Source organism: Hydrogenophilus hirschii (assembly GCF_054656675.1).
Genome location: NZ_BAAHXQ010000002.1, coordinates 268,847 through 286,984, shown reverse-complemented (window position 1 = coordinate 286,984; position 18,138 = coordinate 268,847). Strand labels below are relative to the sequence as shown.

The 18,138-nt window shown below is 61.1% G+C and carries 18 protein-coding genes and 1 tRNA gene; 11 read left to right on the top strand and 8 right to left on the bottom strand.

All coding sequences use genetic code 11. From position 1 onward, the window contains the following. Positions 1 to 22: 22 nt before the first annotated feature. From ACYQ4Z_RS08495 to ACYQ4Z_RS08485, 3 genes are all read left to right on the top strand, one after another. Positions 23 to 781: a (Fe-S)-binding protein gene (locus tag ACYQ4Z_RS08495; RefSeq protein ID WP_170141319.1), complete on the top strand. Its 759-nt coding sequence runs from the start codon at positions 23 to 25 to the stop codon at positions 779 to 781. 61 nt (positions 782 to 842) lie between these two features. After that, positions 843 to 2,270 (top strand): LutB/LldF family L-lactate oxidation iron-sulfur protein, encoded by a 1,428-nt coding sequence (locus ACYQ4Z_RS08490; RefSeq protein ID WP_349497529.1) that lies wholly within the window; start codon positions 843 to 845, stop codon positions 2,268 to 2,270. Continuing rightward, positions 2,267 to 3,022 (top strand): LutC/YkgG family protein, encoded by a 756-nt coding sequence (locus ACYQ4Z_RS08485; RefSeq protein WP_285614745.1) that lies wholly within the window; start codon positions 2,267 to 2,269, stop codon positions 3,020 to 3,022. Before ACYQ4Z_RS08490 ends, ACYQ4Z_RS08485 begins: the two co-directional genes overlap by 4 nt. A 79-nt stretch (positions 3,023 to 3,101) precedes the next feature. Here the strand turns inward: ACYQ4Z_RS08485 and glmS are convergent, their stop codons facing one another. Together glmS and glmU are read right to left on the bottom strand one after the other, a co-directional pair. Next, on the bottom strand, positions 3,102 to 4,934 hold the full coding sequence (gene glmS / locus ACYQ4Z_RS08480) for a glutamine--fructose-6-phosphate transaminase (isomerizing) (RefSeq protein ID WP_219973343.1): 1,833 nt from the start codon (positions 4,932 to 4,934) through the stop codon (positions 3,102 to 3,104). A gap of 92 nt (positions 4,935 to 5,026) precedes the next feature. Next, positions 5,027 to 6,490, bottom strand: a complete 1,464-nt coding sequence (glmU, locus tag ACYQ4Z_RS08475) for a bifunctional UDP-N-acetylglucosamine diphosphorylase/glucosamine-1-phosphate N-acetyltransferase GlmU (RefSeq protein WP_459860660.1) — start codon at positions 6,488 to 6,490, stop codon at positions 5,027 to 5,029. 164 nt (positions 6,491 to 6,654) lie between these two features. Here glmU and ACYQ4Z_RS08470 point away from each other — a divergent pair, with 164 nt between their 5' ends. The 3 genes from ACYQ4Z_RS08470 to ACYQ4Z_RS08460 are packed head-to-tail and all read left to right on the top strand — an operon-like array spanning position 6,655 to position 8,311. Further along, positions 6,655 to 7,029, top strand: coding sequence for a dihydroneopterin aldolase (locus tag ACYQ4Z_RS08470; RefSeq protein WP_170210840.1), 375 nt, complete (start codon positions 6,655 to 6,657; stop codon positions 7,027 to 7,029). A gap of 33 nt (positions 7,030 to 7,062) precedes the next feature. Continuing rightward, positions 7,063 to 8,001: a sodium-dependent bicarbonate transport family permease gene (locus ACYQ4Z_RS08465; RefSeq protein ID WP_459860658.1), complete on the top strand. Its 939-nt coding sequence runs from the start codon at positions 7,063 to 7,065 to the stop codon at positions 7,999 to 8,001. 4 nt (positions 8,002 to 8,005) lie between these two features. Beyond that, the gene (locus ACYQ4Z_RS08460; RefSeq protein WP_055424392.1) at positions 8,006 to 8,311 is read left to right on the top strand and encodes a P-II family nitrogen regulator; all 306 of its coding nucleotides are present in this window, start codon (positions 8,006 to 8,008) and stop codon (positions 8,309 to 8,311) included. A 50-nt stretch (positions 8,312 to 8,361) separates the two neighbouring features. Here the strand turns inward: ACYQ4Z_RS08460 and ACYQ4Z_RS08455 are convergent. Both ACYQ4Z_RS08455 and ACYQ4Z_RS08450 read right to left on the bottom strand, forming a co-directional pair. Next, positions 8,362 to 8,451: transfer RNA gene (locus ACYQ4Z_RS08455), tRNA-Ser, on the bottom strand. Between the two features lie 27 nt (positions 8,452 to 8,478). Next, the gene (locus ACYQ4Z_RS08450) at positions 8,479 to 8,916 is read right to left on the bottom strand and encodes an HIT family protein (RefSeq protein ID WP_119335639.1); all 438 of its coding nucleotides are present in this window, start codon (positions 8,914 to 8,916) and stop codon (positions 8,479 to 8,481) included. Positions 8,917 to 8,991: 75 nt separating this feature from the next. Here ACYQ4Z_RS08450 and ACYQ4Z_RS08445 point away from each other — a divergent pair, with 75 nt between their 5' ends. The 4 genes from ACYQ4Z_RS08445 to ACYQ4Z_RS08430 all read left to right on the top strand — a co-directional run bounded on the left by ACYQ4Z_RS08445 (position 8,992) and on the right by ACYQ4Z_RS08430 (position 12,356). After that, positions 8,992 to 9,447 (top strand): bacteriohemerythrin, encoded by a 456-nt coding sequence (locus ACYQ4Z_RS08445; RefSeq protein ID WP_119335640.1) that lies wholly within the window; start codon positions 8,992 to 8,994, stop codon positions 9,445 to 9,447. Positions 9,448 to 9,463: 16 nt separating this feature from the next. Beyond that, positions 9,464 to 10,315, top strand: a complete 852-nt coding sequence (locus tag ACYQ4Z_RS08440; RefSeq protein ID WP_459860656.1) for a sulfite exporter TauE/SafE family protein — start codon at positions 9,464 to 9,466, stop codon at positions 10,313 to 10,315. 52 nt (positions 10,316 to 10,367) lie between these two features. Next, the gene (gene aceB, locus ACYQ4Z_RS08435; protein WP_119335642.1) at positions 10,368 to 11,966 is read left to right on the top strand and encodes a malate synthase A; all 1,599 of its coding nucleotides are present in this window, start codon (positions 10,368 to 10,370) and stop codon (positions 11,964 to 11,966) included. Positions 11,967 to 12,035: 69 nt separating this feature from the next. Continuing rightward, entirely contained in the window at positions 12,036 to 12,356 is a 321-nt protein-coding gene (locus ACYQ4Z_RS08430; protein ID WP_119335643.1) for a DUF4212 domain-containing protein, read from the top strand. On the opposite strand, the gene ACYQ4Z_RS08425 is transcribed toward ACYQ4Z_RS08430, so the two are convergent. From ACYQ4Z_RS08425 to icd, 4 genes are all read right to left on the bottom strand, one after another. Continuing rightward, a complete protein-coding gene (locus tag ACYQ4Z_RS08425; RefSeq protein ID WP_197713662.1) occupies positions 12,283 to 12,675 on the bottom strand; it encodes a hypothetical protein in 393 nt (130 codons plus the stop codon). The genes ACYQ4Z_RS08430 and ACYQ4Z_RS08425 overlap by 74 nt on opposite strands. A gap of 124 nt (positions 12,676 to 12,799) precedes the next feature. Further along, positions 12,800 to 14,611 carry a sodium:solute symporter family protein gene (locus ACYQ4Z_RS08420; RefSeq protein WP_219972213.1) on the bottom strand — a complete coding sequence of 604 codons (1,812 nt, stop codon included), beginning with the start codon at positions 14,609 to 14,611 and terminating at the stop codon, positions 12,800 to 12,802. Between the two features lie 14 nt (positions 14,612 to 14,625). After that, positions 14,626 to 14,880, bottom strand: a complete 255-nt coding sequence (locus ACYQ4Z_RS08415) for a DUF4212 domain-containing protein (protein WP_438438247.1) — start codon at positions 14,878 to 14,880, stop codon at positions 14,626 to 14,628. Positions 14,881 to 15,006: 126 nt separating this feature from the next. Beyond that, positions 15,007 to 16,251, bottom strand: a complete 1,245-nt coding sequence (icd, locus tag ACYQ4Z_RS08410; RefSeq protein ID WP_217125892.1) for an NADP-dependent isocitrate dehydrogenase — start codon at positions 16,249 to 16,251, stop codon at positions 15,007 to 15,009. Positions 16,252 to 16,350: 99 nt separating this feature from the next. Between icd and aceK the strand changes: the two genes are divergently transcribed. Next, positions 16,351 to 18,126: a bifunctional isocitrate dehydrogenase kinase/phosphatase gene (gene aceK / locus ACYQ4Z_RS08405; RefSeq protein ID WP_219972211.1), complete on the top strand. Its 1,776-nt coding sequence runs from the start codon at positions 16,351 to 16,353 to the stop codon at positions 18,124 to 18,126. Positions 18,127 to 18,138 lie beyond the last annotated feature (12 nt).

Below are 18,138 nucleotides of genomic sequence, written 5' to 3'. Positions count from 1 at the left end.
TTCCCGCTCGTGTTTTCGTACTATGGCTACCCAACCCCGCGTCGGTCTCTTTGTGACCTGCCTGGTCAATACCATCCGTCCCAACATCGCGATGGCGCTTGCGCAACTCTTGGAAGCCACGGGGCACCGCGTCGAAGTCCCGTTCGCGCAAACCTGCTGCGGGCAACCCGGCTACAACGCGGGGGACTGGGATGCCGCCCGTGCGCTTGCGAAGCAGACCATCGCCGCGTTCGAACCCTTCGATTATCTCATCGCGCCTTCGGGCTCGTGCCTTGCGACGATTCGCCACGACTATCCGGAACTGCTCAAAGACGATCCCGAATGGCGGGAACGCGCGCAACGGCTCGCAGCCAAGTCGTGGGAAGCGCTGAGCTACTTCGCCCAACAGGTTCCATTGGAACAACTCCCACGGGTCCGGTTCCCCTATCGCGTCACCTACCACGACTCCTGTTCCGGCTTGCGCAGCCTGGGGATCAAGGGACAACCGCGCCAGCTCCTTGCCCGTGTCGAAGGGCTGACGCTGGTGGAGATGGCAGAGGCCGAGGTGTGTTGCGGGTTCGGTGGCACCTTCTGCGTCAAATATCCGGAACTTTCTGAAGCGATGGTCGAACGCAAAGTGCAAAACATCCTGAAGAGCGGCGCGCAAGTGCTCTTAGGCGGCGACCTGGGTTGTCTGATGAACATTGCCGGGCGGCTTGCGCGCATCCATGCCCCGGTCCGGGTCTATCATACCCTCGAAGTGCTGGCGGGGCTGGCAAATGGTCCCGGTTTGAATGGCTGACGCGATCCCGCGGGAGCATGCAATGAGCGAGCAATCGACAAAAGCCCAGCTGTGTCACCCGATGACCAGCCGCACTCCACGCCGCTTTCGCGAACAAGCGGTCTTCGCGCTGCACGAGCCCAATCTCCAGGCGGCGCTTTCCCGTGCCGCGGATGGCTTCATCGGCAAACGCGCGAAAGCGGTTGCGCTCGTCCCCGAATTCGAGCAGTTGCGCGAAGCGGGCGCCCAGCGCAAAGACGAAATCCTGGCCAACCTCGACACCTACCTCGCCGCGTTCGAAGCAGAGGTCACCCGCCACGGCGGTGTCGTCCATTGGGCACCCGATGCCGACGCGGCGCGCCGCATCATTCTGGAGATCTGCGCCGCAGCGAACGCCCGCGTGATCACCAAGGGCAAATCGATGGTCTCCGAGGAGATCGGGCTCAACGAGGCGCTGGAGGCAGCGGGGTACGAAATCGTCGAAACCGACCTAGGGGAGTACATCATTCAGCTGGCGGGAGAAGCTCCTTCACACATCATCGCCCCCGCGGTCCACAAAACCAAAGAGCAGATCTCCGACCTCTTCGAAGCCGCGCATGGCACGCCGCGGCAAACGACCGTCGAAGGGCTGGTCACCGAGGCGCGGTTGCAGCTGCGACAAAAGTACTTCCAAGCAGACGTCGGCATCACCGGCGCGAACTTCCTCGTAGCCGAGACGGGACAGACCCTCATCGTCACCAACGAAGGGAACGGTGACCTCACGCAGACGCTCGCACGGGTCCATATCGTCACCGCCGGAATCGAGCGGGTGGTCGGCACCCTCGAGGACGTTGCGCTCTTTCTGCGTTTGCTCGCGCGTTCCGCAACGGGGCAAGACAGCGAAACCTACACCACCTACTCCGTCGGCCCGCGCCGCGCAGGCGACCAGGACGGCCCCGAGGCGTTTCACGTCGTGCTCGTCGACAACGGACGCAGCCGGATGCTCGATGGACCGTTCCGTCCGATGTTGCGCTGTATCCGCTGCGGCGCGTGCATGAACCATTGCCCGGTCTATGGCGCGATCGGCGGGCATGCGTACGGTTGGGTCTACCCGGGGCCGATGGGATCGGTCTTGACTCCGCTCTTTACCGGACTCGACAACGCGCTCGATCTGCCCAACGCCTGCACGCTGAACGGTCGTTGCGGTGAAGTGTGCCCGGTGAAAATCCCATTGCCGGACCTGCTGCGCCGTCTTCGCCACGAACAGCACAAAGCGGGCCTTCGTCCGGCGCTGGAAGGACGGGCCCTCACCCTCTGGCGCTGGCTCGCAACCCGCCCTGCGCTCTACCATGCCGCGGAACGGGTCAAAGTCAGGCTGCTCGCCGCGTGGGCGCGCGGGCGCAAGACGCTTGACTGGTTTCCCTTCGCCCGCGGCTGGTTTGGGGTTCGTGACCTGCCCACGCCCCCGGGACGCACCTTTCTCGAACTGTGGCACGCCAAACGCGAAAACCCAAACGGAGGCGAGCGATGAACGCAACCGCAGGCTTTCCCACGTCGCAACGACCCGAACGGCTGGACTCCGCTTCGGCAAACGACAGCACCGCCACCCGGCACGCCGACGGTCGTGAACGGGTGCTCGCTGCGATCCGCGCTGCGCTGGGCAAAAATGGCGCAGTTGAGCCTGCCGATCCCGCTGCGCGTGCCGCTGCGATCACCCCGCGCGCACCCCACCCCCGGCTGGCGTTCTCTGAACCAGTCGCGGCACGATGGCAACGACTTTGGACCGCACGTGCCGGAACGGTGCACGAACTCCCTTCCCGCGACGCCCTTCCCGAAGCGGTCGCGGCGTGGTGTGCCGAAGTGGGTGCCACACCGCCCACACACGCGAGCGGCACCCTCCTCGACCTCCCCTGGCCTGCTGCGTGGCAACTGCGCTGCGAACCGGCAACCGTCACCACGGAAACCGCGGTGAGCGAAGCGTACGCTGGCATCGCCGAAGTGGGAAGTGTTGTCTTCCTCTCCGCCCCCGTGCATCCCACCACCCACCGGTTCGTGCCCGACAACCACCTCGTGCTGCTATCGCAGTCCCGCATCGTCTCCCATTTCGAGGAGTTCTGGGCGCTGCTGCGCCGCGAACTGGGTGACGACACAACCGATTGGCGCGAACATCTGCCGCGCACCATCAACTTCGTCGCTGGCCCCTCACGCACCGGAGACGTCGAGCAGACGATCCAGTTGGGCGCCCATGGGCCGCGGCGGGTGCACGTCTTCTTGATCCCCTGAACCCCATCCACCCGCTTCCGTTTTTCAGGCGGGGCGGAACACCCCGCACCGGGTGAAAACGGAAGGCGGGGGACGCGCGTCACTCCACCGTCACACTCTTTGCCAGGTTCCGAGGCTTGTCGACATCGGTTCCCCGCACGAGCGCCACGTGATATGCCAGGAGTTGTAGCGGCACTACATGGACGATCGGAGAAAAGAGCCCGTAGTGTTCCGGCAACTGGATCGCGTGCAGGTGCGGCACCTGCGGTATGCTCACCCCCTGATCGGCGAAGACGTAGAGTTCGCCGCCGCGGGCGCGCACCTCTTCCAGGTTGGACATGAGCTTGTCGAGCAACTGATCGTTCGGCGCCACCGCAACCACCGGCATCAGGGCATCGACGAGCGCAAGCGGCCCATGCTTCAGTTCGCCCGCGGGATAGGCCTCCGCATGGATGTAGCTGATCTCTTTCAGTTTCAACGCCCCTTCCATCGCGATCGGCCAATGGACCCCGCGCCCCAAAAAGAGCGCGTGCGCTTTGTCGGCGAAATGGGGCGCCCACGCAGCGATCTCCGCTTCCTTCGCCAACACCGCCTGTAGCGCCACCGGCAAATGGCGTAACCGCGTCAATTCCGCTGCTTCCGCTTCGGGGGTGAGCCGGCCGCGCAGCTTCGCCAACGTCAAGGTGAGCAGCGCCAGCGCCACCAATTGGGTCGTGAAGGCTTTCGTCGACGCGACTCCGATCTCCGGTCCGGCATGGGTGAGAAAGGTTGCCGCCGCGGTGCGGGTCAAAGCCGACTCTGGTACGTTACAGATCGCCAGGCTCTTCGTCATCCCCAGTTGATGGGCATGTTCGAGCGCCGCGAGGGTATCGGCGGTTTCGCCCGATTGCGAAATCGCCACCACAAGCGTTGCTGGATGCGGAACGCTGTCGCGGTAGCGGTATTCGCTCGCGATTTCGACCACCGTCGGAATCCCCGCCACCGCTTCGAGCCAGTAGCGTGCGACCATTCCGGCATGGTAGCTGGTGCCGCACGCCAAAATCAGCACCCGGTCGATCTGGTCTAGCCACTGCTCGGTCGCCCCAAAGAGCGCGGACCCCAACGCGACGCCACCGCCGATCGCGCCGACGGTATTGGCGATCGCCTGCGGCTGCTCGAAGATCTCCTTCTGCATGTAGTGGCGGTACCCCCCCAACGCCACCGCGTCTGCGGTGAGCGCCGTAGTGCGGATGGGGCGCGCCACGGGCGTACCATCCGCCGCGACGACCGTCACCGATGCGGGGGTCAATTCGGCCACGTCCCCCTCTTCCAGCCAGATCACCTGGCGTGTGTGGGAAACCAACGCCGAGACGTCGGACGCCGCGAAGTTCGCCCCTTCGCCCACGCCCAACACCAACGGGGAACCGCGACGCGCCACGACCAACCGCTGTGGGTCGTTCGCGTCGAGCACCGCGATCGCAAAAGCCCCTTGAAGGCGCGCCACGGCCTGCTGCACCGCGGCGAGGAGCGATGCCCCTGCGGCACGTGCCTGCGCCACCAGATGGACGATCACCTCGGTATCGGTCTCGGACGCGAAAACCGCCCCGTGCGCAGACAATTCGGCGCGCAACGCGTTGGCGTTTTCGATGATCCCGTTATGGACGAGCGCAACGCTACCCACCACATGGGGGTGCGCGTTCGCTTCGGTCGGTGCCCCGTGGGTTGCCCAACGGGTATGGGCGATGCCCACCCGCCCGCTGAGCCCCTGGCGACGCACCGCCTCTGCCAACGCCGCAACCCGGCCCGTTCCCCGCGCGCGCTGCAGCACCCCAGCGTCATCGACCACCGCAATGCCTGCAGAGTCGTACCCGCGATATTCGAGTCGCGCCAACCCGTCGAGCAAGAAATCGACCATGCTTCCATTAGCGGCTACCGCCGCGACGATCCCACACATCGTGCTCTGCCCTCTTCAGTTCGTCGTTCGTTACCGTTGGCCGCGCTTCACCACCCTACCTGCCCCCAACCCTGCATGCGCACGCCAACCGCTCATCGTTTCTTCTGGGGGCGCTTCCAGCCCGTGATCGAGCGCTGCGGTGCTCGCGAAAGCGTCAGCGCCTCTGGCGGCGCGTCTTTGGTGAGCGTCGTGCCCGCTCCCAACGTTGCGCCGCGCCCGACCCGCACCGGCGCAACCAGTTGCGTATCGCTGCCGATGAACGCGTCGTCCTCGATCACCGTCCGGTATTTGTTCGCTCCGTCGTAGTTGCAGGTGATCGTTCCGGCGCCGATATTGACCCGAGATCCCACCGTCGCGTCGCCCAGATAACTCAGGTGGTTGGCTTTGCTCCCTTCGCCGATTTCGCTGTTCTTCACTTCGACGAAGTTACCGATATGCACCCCGTCGGCGAGCACCGTCTTGGGCCGTATGCGGGCGTAGGGGCCGATCACCGCGTTCGCGCCGATCTGCGCCCCGACGATATGCGAAAAGGGCTCGATGCGCGTCCCCGGCCCAACTACGCAGTCCTGCAGCACAGAGTGCGCGCCGACCACCACGTCGTCGTGCAACACCACCTCGCCCAGGAAGAGGCAACCGACGTCGATCGTCACGTCACGCCCGCAGGTAAGCTCCCCGCGCACGTCGAACCGCGCTGGGTCGAGCAGGGTCACCCCCGCCGCCAGAAGCTGTTCCGCCGTCTGCCGTTGGAAAATCCGTTCCAATTCCGCAAGCTGCCGCTTGTCATTGACCCCGAGCGTCTCTTCCACCGTCTCCGGTTGCACCGCAACCACCGGCACCCCCTCGGCCACCGCACGCGCCACCACGTCGGTGAGGTAATACTCCTCTTGCACGTTGTTGGGGGTAAGCGCGGCGAGCCAAGCAGCCAAACGCGCTTTCGGCAAGACCATCACACCGGTATTGACTTCGCGAACCGCACGTGTGGCTGCATCCGCATCTTTCTCTTCGACGATTGCGGCAACACCACCTGCGCCATCGCGCACGATTCGCCCGTACCCGCTCGGATTTTCGAGGGTCACCGTAAGCAGCGCGACCCCGTCGCACGCGGTTGCCGCGGCGACGAGCCGCACGAGCGTCGACGGCCGAATGAGCGGAACGTCACCGTAGAGGACCAGAACCCATCGTGCTGGCGAATCGGCGAGCGCCGGTAGCGCTACCTGCAGCGCATGACCGGTGCCAAGCTGCGGCGTCTGCGCCACCGTGCGCCAGATGTCTGAACCGGTTTGCTCGGGCGCCTTCTGTGGCGCAGTCGGCCCGTTCCCACTGCTTGCAGACACCCTCTGGCGCGAATACCACGCCGCGAGCGCAGCGGTTACCTGCGCCGCTTCATGACCGACCACCACCACGCCTTGCGCGGGAGCGAGCGCTTCTGCGGTATCGAGCACGTGAAAAAGGAGTGGCCGCCCCGCAAGCGGCTGCAACACCTTTGGCCGCGCCGAACGCATCCGCGTCCCTTTTCCCGCAGCCAGAACGACGATATCGACTGTGTGCGGTGTCATCTTCCCTCGCCCTCACCGTGACCCTAGGATTTTCGCACAACAAAGCCCATATCGACCGCTTCGATTTCTGCCGACCGCGGCTCGCTCGATTTGCGCCGCCCCGTTTTTTGCCTTCTCAAACAATGCCGCTACAATCGCGCCGATACGCCTGAAGACGAATGCCTATGTACGAAGTGTTCATCGACGAGATGGAAGTGGTCGTCCCGGTGGGGCTGTGCCCGCACGAACGGCTGGCCCCGCAACGCTTACTCGTCTCCGTTCGCGCACGCGGCGCGCTGCCGATCCGTCCGCATGACCTCAGCGCGTGCATCGACTATTCGCTCGCCGTCGACCGCATCACCGCTTGGCACACGGAGCCCCACGTCGATCTCCTGGAATCGCTCGCCACCGAACTCGTCGACCACCTCTTTCGCCACGATCCGAAAATCGATTGGGTCGAGGTGACGCTTGCCAAACCAGATTTTTACCCAAACGCCCGCGCCGTAGGGGTGCGCATTGCGCACTCGCGTGACAGCTATGCGGCGCGCACGGCGTTATAATTATGAATTACGATCATTTCGTCGGAAGCAATCATGGCATTCGATCCGGTTCCGCTCTTCTTCGTACTGGGTTTTCTGGCGCGACTCGCGCGTTCTGACCTCAAAATCCCCGGACAACTCTACGAAGCCCTTTCGATCTATCTGCTCCTGGCGATCGGTCTCAAAGGCGGTGTGGAACTTGCCAAAGAGCCTTTCTTCGAAGTCGCACCCAAAGCAGGGGTAACGATCCTCTTGGGCGTGCTCATCCCGCTCGTTGCGTTTCCCATCCTCACCCGTTTGGGTCGACTGCCGCGGCCCGACGCCGCGTCGATCGCCGGTCATTACGGTTCGGTGGGCGCGGTGACGTTTGCGGTCGCGCTCGACTTTCTCCGCGCCAAAAACGTCCCATTCGAAGCGTACGCGCCGCTTTTCCTCGTCCTTCTTGAGATCCCCGGGATCATCGTCGGGATTCTTCTGGCGCGGATGGGTAACCTCCAAACCGTCCGCTGGGGACCACTCGCGCACGAGGTCCTTTTAGGGAAAAGTATCGTGCTCTTGGCAGGGGGACTCGTCGTGGGTTGGCTCGCCGGCCCCGAAAAGATCGCCCCGCTCGAACCGTTCTATTTCGTCGGCTTCAAAGGAGCGCTATCGCTCTTTCTCTTGGAAATGGGGCTCGTCGCGGCCGGGCAGATCGACGCGCTGAAGCGTGCCGGGGTATTTCTGACGGTTTTCGGTGTCGTGATGCCGCTCATCTCTGCTACCCTAGGATTCATCGCCGCGGCAATCGCCGGCCTTTCCGCAGGCGGCGCGATGCTGTTGGCAACGCTCGCCGCGAGCGCCTCCTACATCGCGGCCCCCGCAGCGATGCGCATCGCCGTGCCCGAAGCCAACCCGGCGCTCTCGATCGGCGCATCGCTCGTGGTCACCTTCCCCTTCAACATTCTGGTTGGCATCCCGCTGTATTATTTCGTATCCCAACAGATCATTGGATAACGAGATGAAAACGCGCGCTACCCGACAACTCGTCGTGATCATTGCCGAAGAAGCGATCGAAGGGCTGCTCACTACCGACGTGATGCGCCTGGGTGCCCATGGTTACAGCGTCTGCGAAGTCCGCGGTCAGGGCTCCCGCGGTTCCCGCAGCGGTGAATGGGAAGCCGCGAAAACGGTCCGCATCGAGGTACTCTGTTCGCCGGAAGTTGCCGACGCGATTCTCGATCACGTCCTGACCCACTACTTCCGCCATTATGCCGTGGTGGCTTATACGTTCGAAGTGGGCGTGTTACGACCGGAGAAGTTTTGAACCCCTTCAGCGTTCCTTGGCACGAAAACAGATCGTCGGTATGCAAGGGATGGCGGAGGCGGTGAGATTCGAACTCACGAGGGGCGCAAACCCCTGGCGGTTTTCAAGACCGCTGCCTTAAACCACTCGGCCACGCCTCCGATCGGGCGCAATTGTACCGTAAAACCTCACACCAACGCGACATCTTCGCCGCGCCCCAATTCGGCAGTCAGCGCGGCACGCATCGTTTCGCATGTCGCAACGGCCCGAACGGACGGGCGATTGCGGACGCGTCGACCCCAGTAGGGCTCAGGAAAATGGGGATCGTCTCGGTAACGAGGGATCACATGCCAATGCAGGTGCGGCACCACGTTCCCGAACGCAGCCAGATTGACCTTGTCGGGTTGCGCCTCCGCGCGGAGGGCACGCTCGACGCCCCATAAAATCCGCCACAGATGGTTCGCCTCAGCCCAGGAAAGATCAGTCATCTCCTCGACGTGCCGCTGCCAGATCACACGGAGATATCCCGGATACTCGGGATCTTGCACCCATACGACGCGACACATTCGGTTTTGCCAAACGATGGGCAACACTTCTGACGCACACAAGGGACAAGGTGGAGGCATCGCAAACGACCTGCTGACAACGCGCAGTGATCAGTATAATCTCTGTATATCCATCTTTGCTACCGTGCGCGTTCCATGGCCAACGACAAATCCGGTTTTACGCCCTTAGAGTGGCGTCCGCAACTCGCGGTGGGTCATGAAAAGATCGACAAAGACCACAAGCGGTTGATCGAACTCATCAACGAGGTGCAATCCCTCTTTGTCACGCATGCCTCGATGGGGGTGCTTACGCTTGCGCTCGACGCGCTTCACGACTACACGCGTGATCACTTTGCGCGTGAAGAGTCGGTCATGCGAAAAATTGACTACCCCCACTTTCACAAGCACGCGCAAGCCCACGAAACGCTCGTCCGGCGCCTCAACGACCTGACCGAAAAGATCCTGCTGGCCCACTCCCAACAAACCTCAGCCGATAGTCTACCCAAGGAAAATAAAGAAGCGCTGTTACAACTGTTGCGCGACTGGTTGATCCACCATGTGATCCAGGAAGATCTCAAAATGAGGGACTACCTCCTGGGCGCAGCGGTCTGACGCGCGTACGCGCCTCATGGAATTTCTCGACACCCCATTCACCGCGTGGTTCGGTGTGATTCTGGGCGGTGCCGCCGCGGGGGCGATGAATGCGCTCGCTGGCGGCGGCACCTTCTTCTCCTTTCCGGCACTGCTCGCAGCCGGTTTGCCCCCGGTTGTCGCCAATGCCACCAATTCGGTGGCGCTCTGGCCAGCGAGCCTCTTCACCGCCTGGGCGTACCGGCACGAATTGCGCCGCTATGCCCACCACCTTGTCGTAATGGTCGTGATTGCGTTGATCGGAGGCGCGCTGGGTGCTGTGCTTTTGCTTTTCACCCCCAACCGAACCTTCGCAACGCTCATTCCTTGGCTTTTGCTCATTGCAACACTGCTTTTTGCCGCGCCACCACGCATCAACCGCTGGCTTACGAAGCAGCGGCAAACCGCTGCATCAGCCATTTCGCCCCAACCCCTGGCCGAGAAACGAAACGATACCGTCATAGCGCCCCCCGGCAGCAGCATTGCCCACCCGGGTGCGCGTCTGTTCCAGTTCTTCGTCGCGATCTACGGCGGTTTCTTTGGCGCAGGGATGGGAATTGTGATGATCGCGGCGATTGCGCTGCAACGCATCGAAGACATCCATGAAATCCAGGCCCTCAAAAACCTGCTCTCAGCGGCGATCTATACGGTAGCAGCGGCGACCTTCGTTATCGGCGGTGCGGTGAGCTGGCCCCACCTCGTGGTCACCGCGATGAGCGCCAGTGTCGGGGGATATCTCGCTGGTCGCGTCGCGCGACGCTTACCCGCGAAGTGGCTTCGCACCTTCGTCCTCTTCGTCGGAACCGCGCTCACCTGCTATTATTTCGTTTCCGTCTATGGAGCCCCGTAACGCAACTCGTTGCGGAAAAATCCGTTCATTGTGACTTAGGGAGACAAAAACGATGTCTGCACTACCTGACGGCGTGACGATCAACGCCCCGATGCACCCACGCTTCGACGAGATTCTGACACCAGAGGCGCTGTCATTCGTAGCCAAACTGCACCGGAAATTCGAACCACGGCGGCAAGAACTCCTGCGCGCGCGCGTCGAACGGCAAGCGCGCATCGACGCAGGGGAAATGCCCAATTTCCTTCCCGAAACGGCGCACATTCGCGAAGGCGACTGGAAGATCGCACCGGTGCCCAAAGCGTTGGAATGCCGCCGCGTCGAAATCACAGGCCCTGCGTCGGATCGCAAGATGGTGATCAACGCGTTCAACTCCGGCGCGGACAGCTACATGACCGACTTCGAAGACGCGAACAGTCCCAACTGGTTCAACCAGATCCAAGGGCAGATCAACGTCTATGACGCGATTCGCCGTCAGATCGATTTCGTTGCCGAAAACGGCAAGGAATACAAACTGAATGAGAAAATCGCGGTGCTGCAAATCCGTCCGCGCGGCTGGCACCTGGACGAAAAACACGTTCTTGTCGACGGGCAACGCGTCTCTGGTGGGCTTTTCGATTTCGGCTTGGCCTTTTTCCACAACGCCAAAGAGCAGATCGCGCGCGGCGCCGGCCCCTTCTACTACCTGCCGAAGCTCGAAAACCATCTCGAAGCGCGGTTGTGGAACGACGTCTTCCATTTCGCCGAAGACGAATTGGGACTGCCGCGGGGCACGATCAAAGCGACTGTTCTCATCGAAACGATCCTGGCCGCGTTCGAGATGGAAGAAATCCTCTATGAACTGCGTGACCACTCGGCAGGTCTCAACGCAGGGCGCTGGGACTACATCTTCTCCTGCATCAAAAAGTTCAAGAAAAACAAAGACTTCTGCCTGGCCGACCGCAATTTGATCACCATGGAAGTCCCGTTCATGCGCGCCTACGCCCTTTCGGTCGTCAAGGCGTGCCATAAGCGCGGCGCCCCGGCGATCGGCGGTATGAGCGCGCTGATCCCGATCAAAAACGACCCGGAAGCGAACGCGCGTGCGCTCGAAGGTGTGCGCAAAGACAAGCGGCGCGACGCGAATGACGGCTTCGACGGCGGCTGGGTCGCCCACCCCGGTTTGGTGCCGATCGCGATGGAAGAGTTCGTCGCGGTGCTCGGCGACAAACCCAACCAGTGGGAAAAACAGCGTACGGAAACCTTCACGGCGAAGGAGCTACTCGATTTCCGTCCGGAACAGCCGATCACCGAAGCGGGGCTGCGCAACAACATCAACGTGGCGATCCACTACCTGGGCGCATGGCTCAACGGCAACGGTGCCGTCGCGATCCACAACCTGATGGAAGATGCCGCAACCGCAGAGATCGCGCGCTCGCAAGTGTGGCAATGGGTCTATAGCCCGAAAGGGATCTTGACCGACGGACGCAAGGTCACCGCAGAGCTCGTCCGCTCCCTGATCCCGGAAGAGCTCGACAAGGTGAAAGCGGTGGTCGCCGCCCAAGGCGAACCGCTGGAAACGTATGAACAAGCGGCGCAAATCTTCGAGAAGATCGCATTGGATCCGGAATTCCCCGAATTCCTGACGTTGCCGCTCTACGAAGCCATGCCGTAGCCGCGAAAGGGGCGCAACCAAGCGCCCTTTTCTTTTGGCTGCTTTCTCTCGGGCTGAGGCGCGGTCACGATGCCAATGCTGACCCACGACGAACGCAACGCGCGGGCGGAAACGATCCGCAAAGCGTTTTGGCAACGCACGCGCCGTTTGACGTGGGCCGAACTTGTCGTCTGGCTGCTCTACAACTTTGCGATCGTCTGGTGGGCCGAGCCGATGAGCCGGATCACCCTCTGGGGCATTCCACTCAGCTTCCTCAATCTCTCGTTTTTTTCACTCGTACTTTTTACCGTATTGGCAACCGGCTACGCCGTGCTGGTCAATCGTTGGGCGCGTTCTGCGCGCGCTCAGCTTTCAGCGCTTGCTTCGCCCGCCAATGGGCGTGTCGACTGAGCGCAAAATCCAGGATCAATTTCAACCAGATCGTCGTTCCCGCAATCGCGGTCCAGGTATCGAACGGTAGTGCCAAGACGATCACACCATAGATCACATACGCGGTGACCGCACCGGCAACGAGATTGATTGCCGCGGTGTACGGCGCCCACCGTTCCGGATCGGGCGGCGGCTCTCCCCCTTTCAATGCCACTTCGGAGTAGTCGCGCTGGACGATGATACGAAACGCGCGGCGTAACCAGACGAAGGTTACTGGAAAAAGTGCCAAAAAGAGGATCCAATTGATCGCAAGCGAGACGGTCAAATGGATGCTTTCCATAGGTCGTATCCTCAGAAAACAAGCCGCCAACCGAAGTTGGCGGCCTGCGCATTATACCGGAGTTCCGGCAAGCGGTCTGGCCTGTCTGCCTCGGGCCAACCGAGGCAGGGACCAAACCGGACGATCAGTGGACGTGTGCGCCATCCACCGCTTTGGCACCGCGCGGCACGCGGACGCTTTCCACCAACGCCTGGATGTGCGCCGGGGGTTCCGGTGTGAACTTATCGACGAGGAACGCAACGATGAAGTTCACCGCTGCCCCCACCGCACCGAACGCCTCAGGCGTGATCCCGAAGAAGCTGTTCGGCCCGCCGATCAGGTCGAGATACTCGGTGCCCTTGATGAAGAAGATCCCCTTGTGTGCGAAGACGTAGAAGAGGGTCACGACAATACCGGCGATCATCCCGGCAATCACCCCCTCTTTGTTCATCTTCTTCGAGAAGATCCCCATCATGATCGCCGGGAAGAGCGAAGAGGCGGCCAAACCGAATGCCAGTGCGACGGTCCCTGCTGCGAAGCCCGGCGGGTTGAGCCCCAGGTAGCCGGCAATGACGATCGAGATCGCCATCGCAATTCGGCCCGCCATCAGCTCACCTTTCTCACTGATGTTCGGCGCAAACACCCCTTTCACCAGGTCATGCGAAATCGCAGCCGAGATCGCCATCAAGAGCCCCGCGGCGGTCGAGAGCGCAGCCGCCAGACCCCCTGCTGCGATCAAGCCGATCACCCAGTTCGGAAGCATCGCGATCTCCGGGTTCGCCAACACGATGATATCGGCGTCCACCGTCAATTCGTTGCCTTTCCAGCCGGCTTGTTCGAACTTCTGCTTCGCGGCTTCGTCTTTGGTCTTGTCGTTGTAGTACTGGATGCGGCCGTCTCCGTTCTTGTCGGAGAACATGAGCAGACCCGTCACTTCCCAACGCTTCATCCAATCGGGGCGCTCTTCGTAGCGGATCCCTTGGTCAGCGGTCACCATCGGCTTGTTCTCGAGCGCAGCGGGATAAACCGTGGCCAAAAGGTTGTAGCGCGCCATCGCCCCGACCGCCGGCGCCGTGGTGTAGAGGATCGCGATGAAGACGAGCGCCCAGCCTGCTGAAGCGCGCGCGTCTTTCACGCGCGGCACGGTAAAGAAGCGCATGATCACGTGCGGCAAGCCGGCGGTGCCGATCATCAGGCTCAGGGTATAGACGAACATGTTGAGGGTGCTCCCCACCGTGGTCGTCGTATATTTCCCGAAGCCCAGCTCGGTGACGATCTGATCCAGGCGCTCCAGCAGGTAGACGTCTGAGCCCTTCAAGGTGGAGCCCAACGCCAACTGCGGAAGCGGGTTGCCGGTGAGCATTGCGGAGATGAAGATCGCCGGGATCGTATAGGCCACGATCAACACGATGTATTGCGCCACCTGCGTGTAGGTGATCCCCTTCATGCCGCCGAAAACTGCGTACATGAAGACGATCGCCATCCCGATGTAGATCCCCATCTCTTTGGAGATCCCGAGAAAGCGGGAGAACGCCACGCCAACACCGGTCATCTGCCCGATGATGTAGGTGATCGACGCGATCAAGAGGCAAAGCACCGCGACGACCGCAGCGGTTTTGGAGTAATACCGATCCCCGATGAACTGCGGCACGGTGAATTTACCGAATTTGCGCAGGTACGGTGCAAGTGTCATCGCCAGAAGGACGTAACCCCCCGTCCATCCCATCAGGAAGACGCCACCGCCGTAACCCAAGTTCGAAATGAGGCCAGCCATCGAGATGAACGATGCGGCACTCATCCAGTCGGCAGCGGTCGCCATCCCGTTCATCACCGGCGGAACCCCACCCCCTGCTGCGTAAAACTCCGAAGTGCTACCAGCGCGGGCCCAGATCGCGATCCCGATATAGAGCGCGAACGAAAGCCCGACGATCAGCCAAATCCAGGCATTCAGTGACATGCTGTTTCCTCCCCTCAGTCTTCGTGGACATCGAACTCGCGGTCGATGTCATCCATTCTCTTCGCGTACCAGAAGATCAACGCGACGAAGACATAGATCGAGCCCTGCTGGGCGAACCAGAAGCCCAACGGATATCCGCCCAGATGGATGCTATTGAGCACCGGGGCCAACAAGATCCCCGCTAGGTAGGAGACCGCAAACCAGATCACGAGCACTGTGCCAATGAGGCGCAGTGTCGCTTTCCAGTAGGCGTCGGGTGACTTGTCCATCTCAACCTCCTTTGTGGTTAACGAAAAAAGCCATCGCCCAGGGTGACCTCGACGATGGCATAAAGCGTACGGATGAATGCTTACGCGAAACTTACAGCAAGCGAATTTCCGTCAGTCGTCGGTTGCTCACATCCGTTCGATCATCGCTTTACCAAAGCCCGAACAGGAGACTTCGGTGGCGCCGTCCATCAAACGGGCGAAATCATAAGTGACGATCTTGTCGTTGATGGTGCGCTCCATCGCGGCGATGATGAGGTCCGCCGCCTCTTTCCAGCCGAAGAAGCGCAACATCATCTCGGCAGAGAGGATGAGCGAGCCCGGGTTTACCTTGTCGAGCCCGGCATACTTCGGCGCGGTGCCGTGGGTGGCTTCGAAGACCGCGTAATGGTCACCGATGTTCGCGCCCGGCGCGATCCCGATTCCGCCAACCTGCGCGGCGAGCGCGTCGGAGATGTAGTCGCCGTTGAGGTTGAGCGTTGCGATCACGTCGTATTCGGCAGGGCGCAAAAGGATCTGCTGCAGGAACGCATCGGCGATCGAATCCTTGACGACGATTTCGCGCCCAGTCTTCGGGTTGGTGAATTGGCACCAGGGCCCCCCGTCGATCGGTTGCGCGCCGAACTCTTCCTTCGCCACCTGATAGCCGACGTCGCGGAAGAGCCCTTCGGTAAACTTCATGATGTTGCCCTTGTGCACCAGCGTCACCGATTTGCGGTCGTTGTCGATCGCGTATTGGATTGCGGCGCGCACCAGACGGCTCGTCCCTTCGATCGAGACCGGCTTGATGCCGATCCCAGAGGTCTCGGGAAAGCGGATCTTCTTCACCCCCATCTCTTCTTGAAGGAACTTGATGACCTTCTGCGCCCCTTCCGATTTCGCCGGCCATTCGATCCCCGCGTAGATATCTTCGGTGTTTTCGCGGAAGATCACCATATCGACGAGCTCCGGGTGCTTGAGCGGCGACGGCACCCCGTTGAAATAGCGCACTGGGCGGACGCACTGGTAGAGGTCCATCTCTTGCCGCAACGCCACGTTGAGCGACCGGATTCCGCCACCAACCGGAGTGGTCATCGGCCCTTTGATCGACACCGCGTATTCCTTGAGCGCCTCCAGGGTCTCTTCAGGAAGCCACTGATCGGGACCGTAGATGCGCGTGGCCTTTTCACCGGCATAGACTTCCATCCAGTGAATCTTACGCTTCCCGCCGTAGGCTTTCTCCACAGCAGCGTCGACCACGGCACGCATCACGGGCGTGATATCGACCCCAATCCCGTCCCCTTCGATGAAGGGTACGATTGGGTTGTCGGGGATCGGCTGCCCCATTACGATTTTTTGACCCCCTTCTGGCACTTGGATCTTTTGATAGCTCATGGTGCTTTCACTCCCTGTGTTAGGAACCCTTATTATCCGTCAAAACGCCTTTGCCGCGCTATACTTCGCGAAAACTCCAACCAGACAAGGGAGACGAAGATGGATCGGCCGATGCCCGATGAACTCGAACTCATCGCCCAAGGCATGGCACGAACGATGATCGAAGGGTTCGACAAGCACTACCGTATCTTTCGCGCGGTAAGCGCCCGGGCCAAAGAGCTCTTTGAAGCGGGTGACTGGCAAAAGCAGCTCGAATTGGTGCGCGATCGCGTCGAATTCTACGATCAGCGCGTTGCCGAAACGGTCGAACGGCTCAAAACGCAGTTTCCCATCGCTACGCTCGACGACGCCACCTGGCGTGCGGTCAAACTCTTCTACATCGACCACCTGATCGACCACAAACAGCCTGAGCTCGCAGAGACCTTTTTCAATTCGGTGACCACCAAAATCCTGGACCGAAGCTACTTCAACAACCAATACATCTTCGCGCGCCCTGCGATCTCGACCGAATACATCGAGTCGTTCCCGCCCGTCTACACGAGCTATTACCCGAAAGAGGGGGGGCTACGGGCAACGATCCGTCGCATCGTCGAAGATTTCGACTGGGAGCGCCCCTTCGAGGACCTTGACCGCGACATCGGCTTTGTCCTACGCGCGCTGGAGACGCACCTGGGTGGCCGGTGGCCGAAAATGGAAGTGAACGCCCAGATTCAGGTGCTCTATTCCCCGTTTTACCGCAACAAAACGGCGTACGTGATCGGCAAAGGGATCAACGGCCACGACGAAATCCCCTTCTGTCTGGCGATTCGCCACGGCGACAGCGGCAAATTGATCATCGACACCGCGCTCTTCGAAGCGTGGCGCATCTCCGTGCTCTTTTCGCTGTCGCGTGCCTACTTCCTGGTCGATATGGAAGTCCCGTCGGGCTACGTGCAATTCCTACGCTCGATCATGCCCAACAAACCGCGCTCCGAACTCTATACGATGCTTGGGTTGGGCAAGCAGGGCAAAACGATGTTCTTCCGCGATCTCATCGCCCACCTGCGCCACTCCAACGACCAGTTCATCATCGCGCCGGGGATCAAAGGGATGGTGATGCTCGTCTTCACCCTACCCTCCTTCCCGTACGTCTTCAAAGTGATCAAAGACCGCTTCGGCAGTTCGAAAAACATCGACCACGCCACCGTGCGCCGCAAATACCACATGGTGAAGCAAGTCGACCGCGTCGGCCGAATGGCCGATACGCTGGAATTTTCCCAAGTGGCGTTGCCGCTTGCGCGTTTCTCTCCCGAATTGCTCGTCGAGTTGCGGCAAGAGGCGCCCAGTCTGATCGAAGAGATCGACGACCAATTGGTGATCAAACACCTCTACATCGAACGCCGCATGACGCCGCTCAACCTCTATCTGGAAACCGCCACCCCAGAGGAAGCCGAAGCGGCGATCATCGAATACGGCAATGCGATTCGCGAGCTCGCGATCGCGAACATCTTCCCCGGTGATATGCTGTGGAAGAACTTCGGCGTGACGCGCTACGGCCGGGTCGTCTTCTACGACTACGACGAGATCGAATATATGACCGAGATGAACTTCCGCGCGATTCCGCCTGCGCCTTATCCTGAAATGGAGATGAGCGACGAGCCGTGGTATTCCGCAGGGCCGCGCGACGTCTTCCCCGAAGAGTTCGCGACCTTCTTGCTGGGGGACCCGAAGATCCGGCAGATCTTCCTCAAACACCACCGCGACCTCTTGACCCCGCAATTCTGGCAAAATGCGCAAGAACGGATTCGGGCAGGCATTGTCGAAGATTTTTTCCCGTACGGGGAAGAGATGCGTTTTTGTCACCGCTACCGTGATTCAACCCCTACCCATGACTGAAAGGACCGAAGG

What these genes read in the sequence shown, in the direction of transcription:
- ACYQ4Z_RS08495 (WP_170141319.1), top strand. Translation starts at nt 23, where the DNA reads ATGGCTACCCAACCCCGCGTCGGTCTCTTTGTGACCTGCCTGGTCAAT.
- ACYQ4Z_RS08490 (WP_349497529.1), top strand. Translation starts at nt 843, where the DNA reads ATGACCAGCCGCACTCCACGCCGCTTTCGCGAACAAGCGGTCTTCGCG.
- ACYQ4Z_RS08485 (WP_285614745.1), top strand. Translation starts at nt 2,267, where the DNA reads ATGAACGCAACCGCAGGCTTTCCCACGTCGCAACGACCCGAACGGCTG.
- glmS (WP_219973343.1), bottom strand. Translation starts at nt 4,934, where the DNA reads ATGTGTGGGATCGTCGCGGCGGTAGCCGCTAATGGAAGCATGGTCGAT.
- glmU (WP_459860660.1), bottom strand. Translation starts at nt 6,490, where the DNA reads ATGACACCGCACACAGTCGATATCGTCGTTCTGGCTGCGGGAAAAGGG.
- ACYQ4Z_RS08470 (WP_170210840.1), top strand. Translation starts at nt 6,655, where the DNA reads ATGTACGAAGTGTTCATCGACGAGATGGAAGTGGTCGTCCCGGTGGGG.
- ACYQ4Z_RS08465 (WP_459860658.1), top strand. Translation starts at nt 7,063, where the DNA reads ATGGCATTCGATCCGGTTCCGCTCTTCTTCGTACTGGGTTTTCTGGCG.
- ACYQ4Z_RS08460 (WP_055424392.1), top strand. Translation starts at nt 8,006, where the DNA reads ATGAAAACGCGCGCTACCCGACAACTCGTCGTGATCATTGCCGAAGAA.
- ACYQ4Z_RS08450 (WP_119335639.1), bottom strand. Translation starts at nt 8,916, where the DNA reads ATGCCTCCACCTTGTCCCTTGTGTGCGTCAGAAGTGTTGCCCATCGTT.
- ACYQ4Z_RS08445 (WP_119335640.1), top strand. Translation starts at nt 8,992, where the DNA reads ATGGCCAACGACAAATCCGGTTTTACGCCCTTAGAGTGGCGTCCGCAA.
- ACYQ4Z_RS08440 (WP_459860656.1), top strand. Translation starts at nt 9,464, where the DNA reads ATGGAATTTCTCGACACCCCATTCACCGCGTGGTTCGGTGTGATTCTG.
- aceB (WP_119335642.1), top strand. Translation starts at nt 10,368, where the DNA reads ATGTCTGCACTACCTGACGGCGTGACGATCAACGCCCCGATGCACCCA.
- ACYQ4Z_RS08430 (WP_119335643.1), top strand. Translation starts at nt 12,036, where the DNA reads ATGCCAATGCTGACCCACGACGAACGCAACGCGCGGGCGGAAACGATC.
- ACYQ4Z_RS08425 (WP_197713662.1), bottom strand. Translation starts at nt 12,675, where the DNA reads ATGGAAAGCATCCATTTGACCGTCTCGCTTGCGATCAATTGGATCCTC.
- ACYQ4Z_RS08420 (WP_219972213.1), bottom strand. Translation starts at nt 14,611, where the DNA reads ATGTCACTGAATGCCTGGATTTGGCTGATCGTCGGGCTTTCGTTCGCG.
- ACYQ4Z_RS08415 (WP_438438247.1), bottom strand. Translation starts at nt 14,880, where the DNA reads ATGGACAAGTCACCCGACGCCTACTGGAAAGCGACACTGCGCCTCATT.
- icd (WP_217125892.1), bottom strand. Translation starts at nt 16,251, where the DNA reads ATGAGCTATCAAAAGATCCAAGTGCCAGAAGGGGGTCAAAAAATCGTA.
- aceK (WP_219972211.1), top strand. Translation starts at nt 16,351, where the DNA reads ATGGATCGGCCGATGCCCGATGAACTCGAACTCATCGCCCAAGGCATG.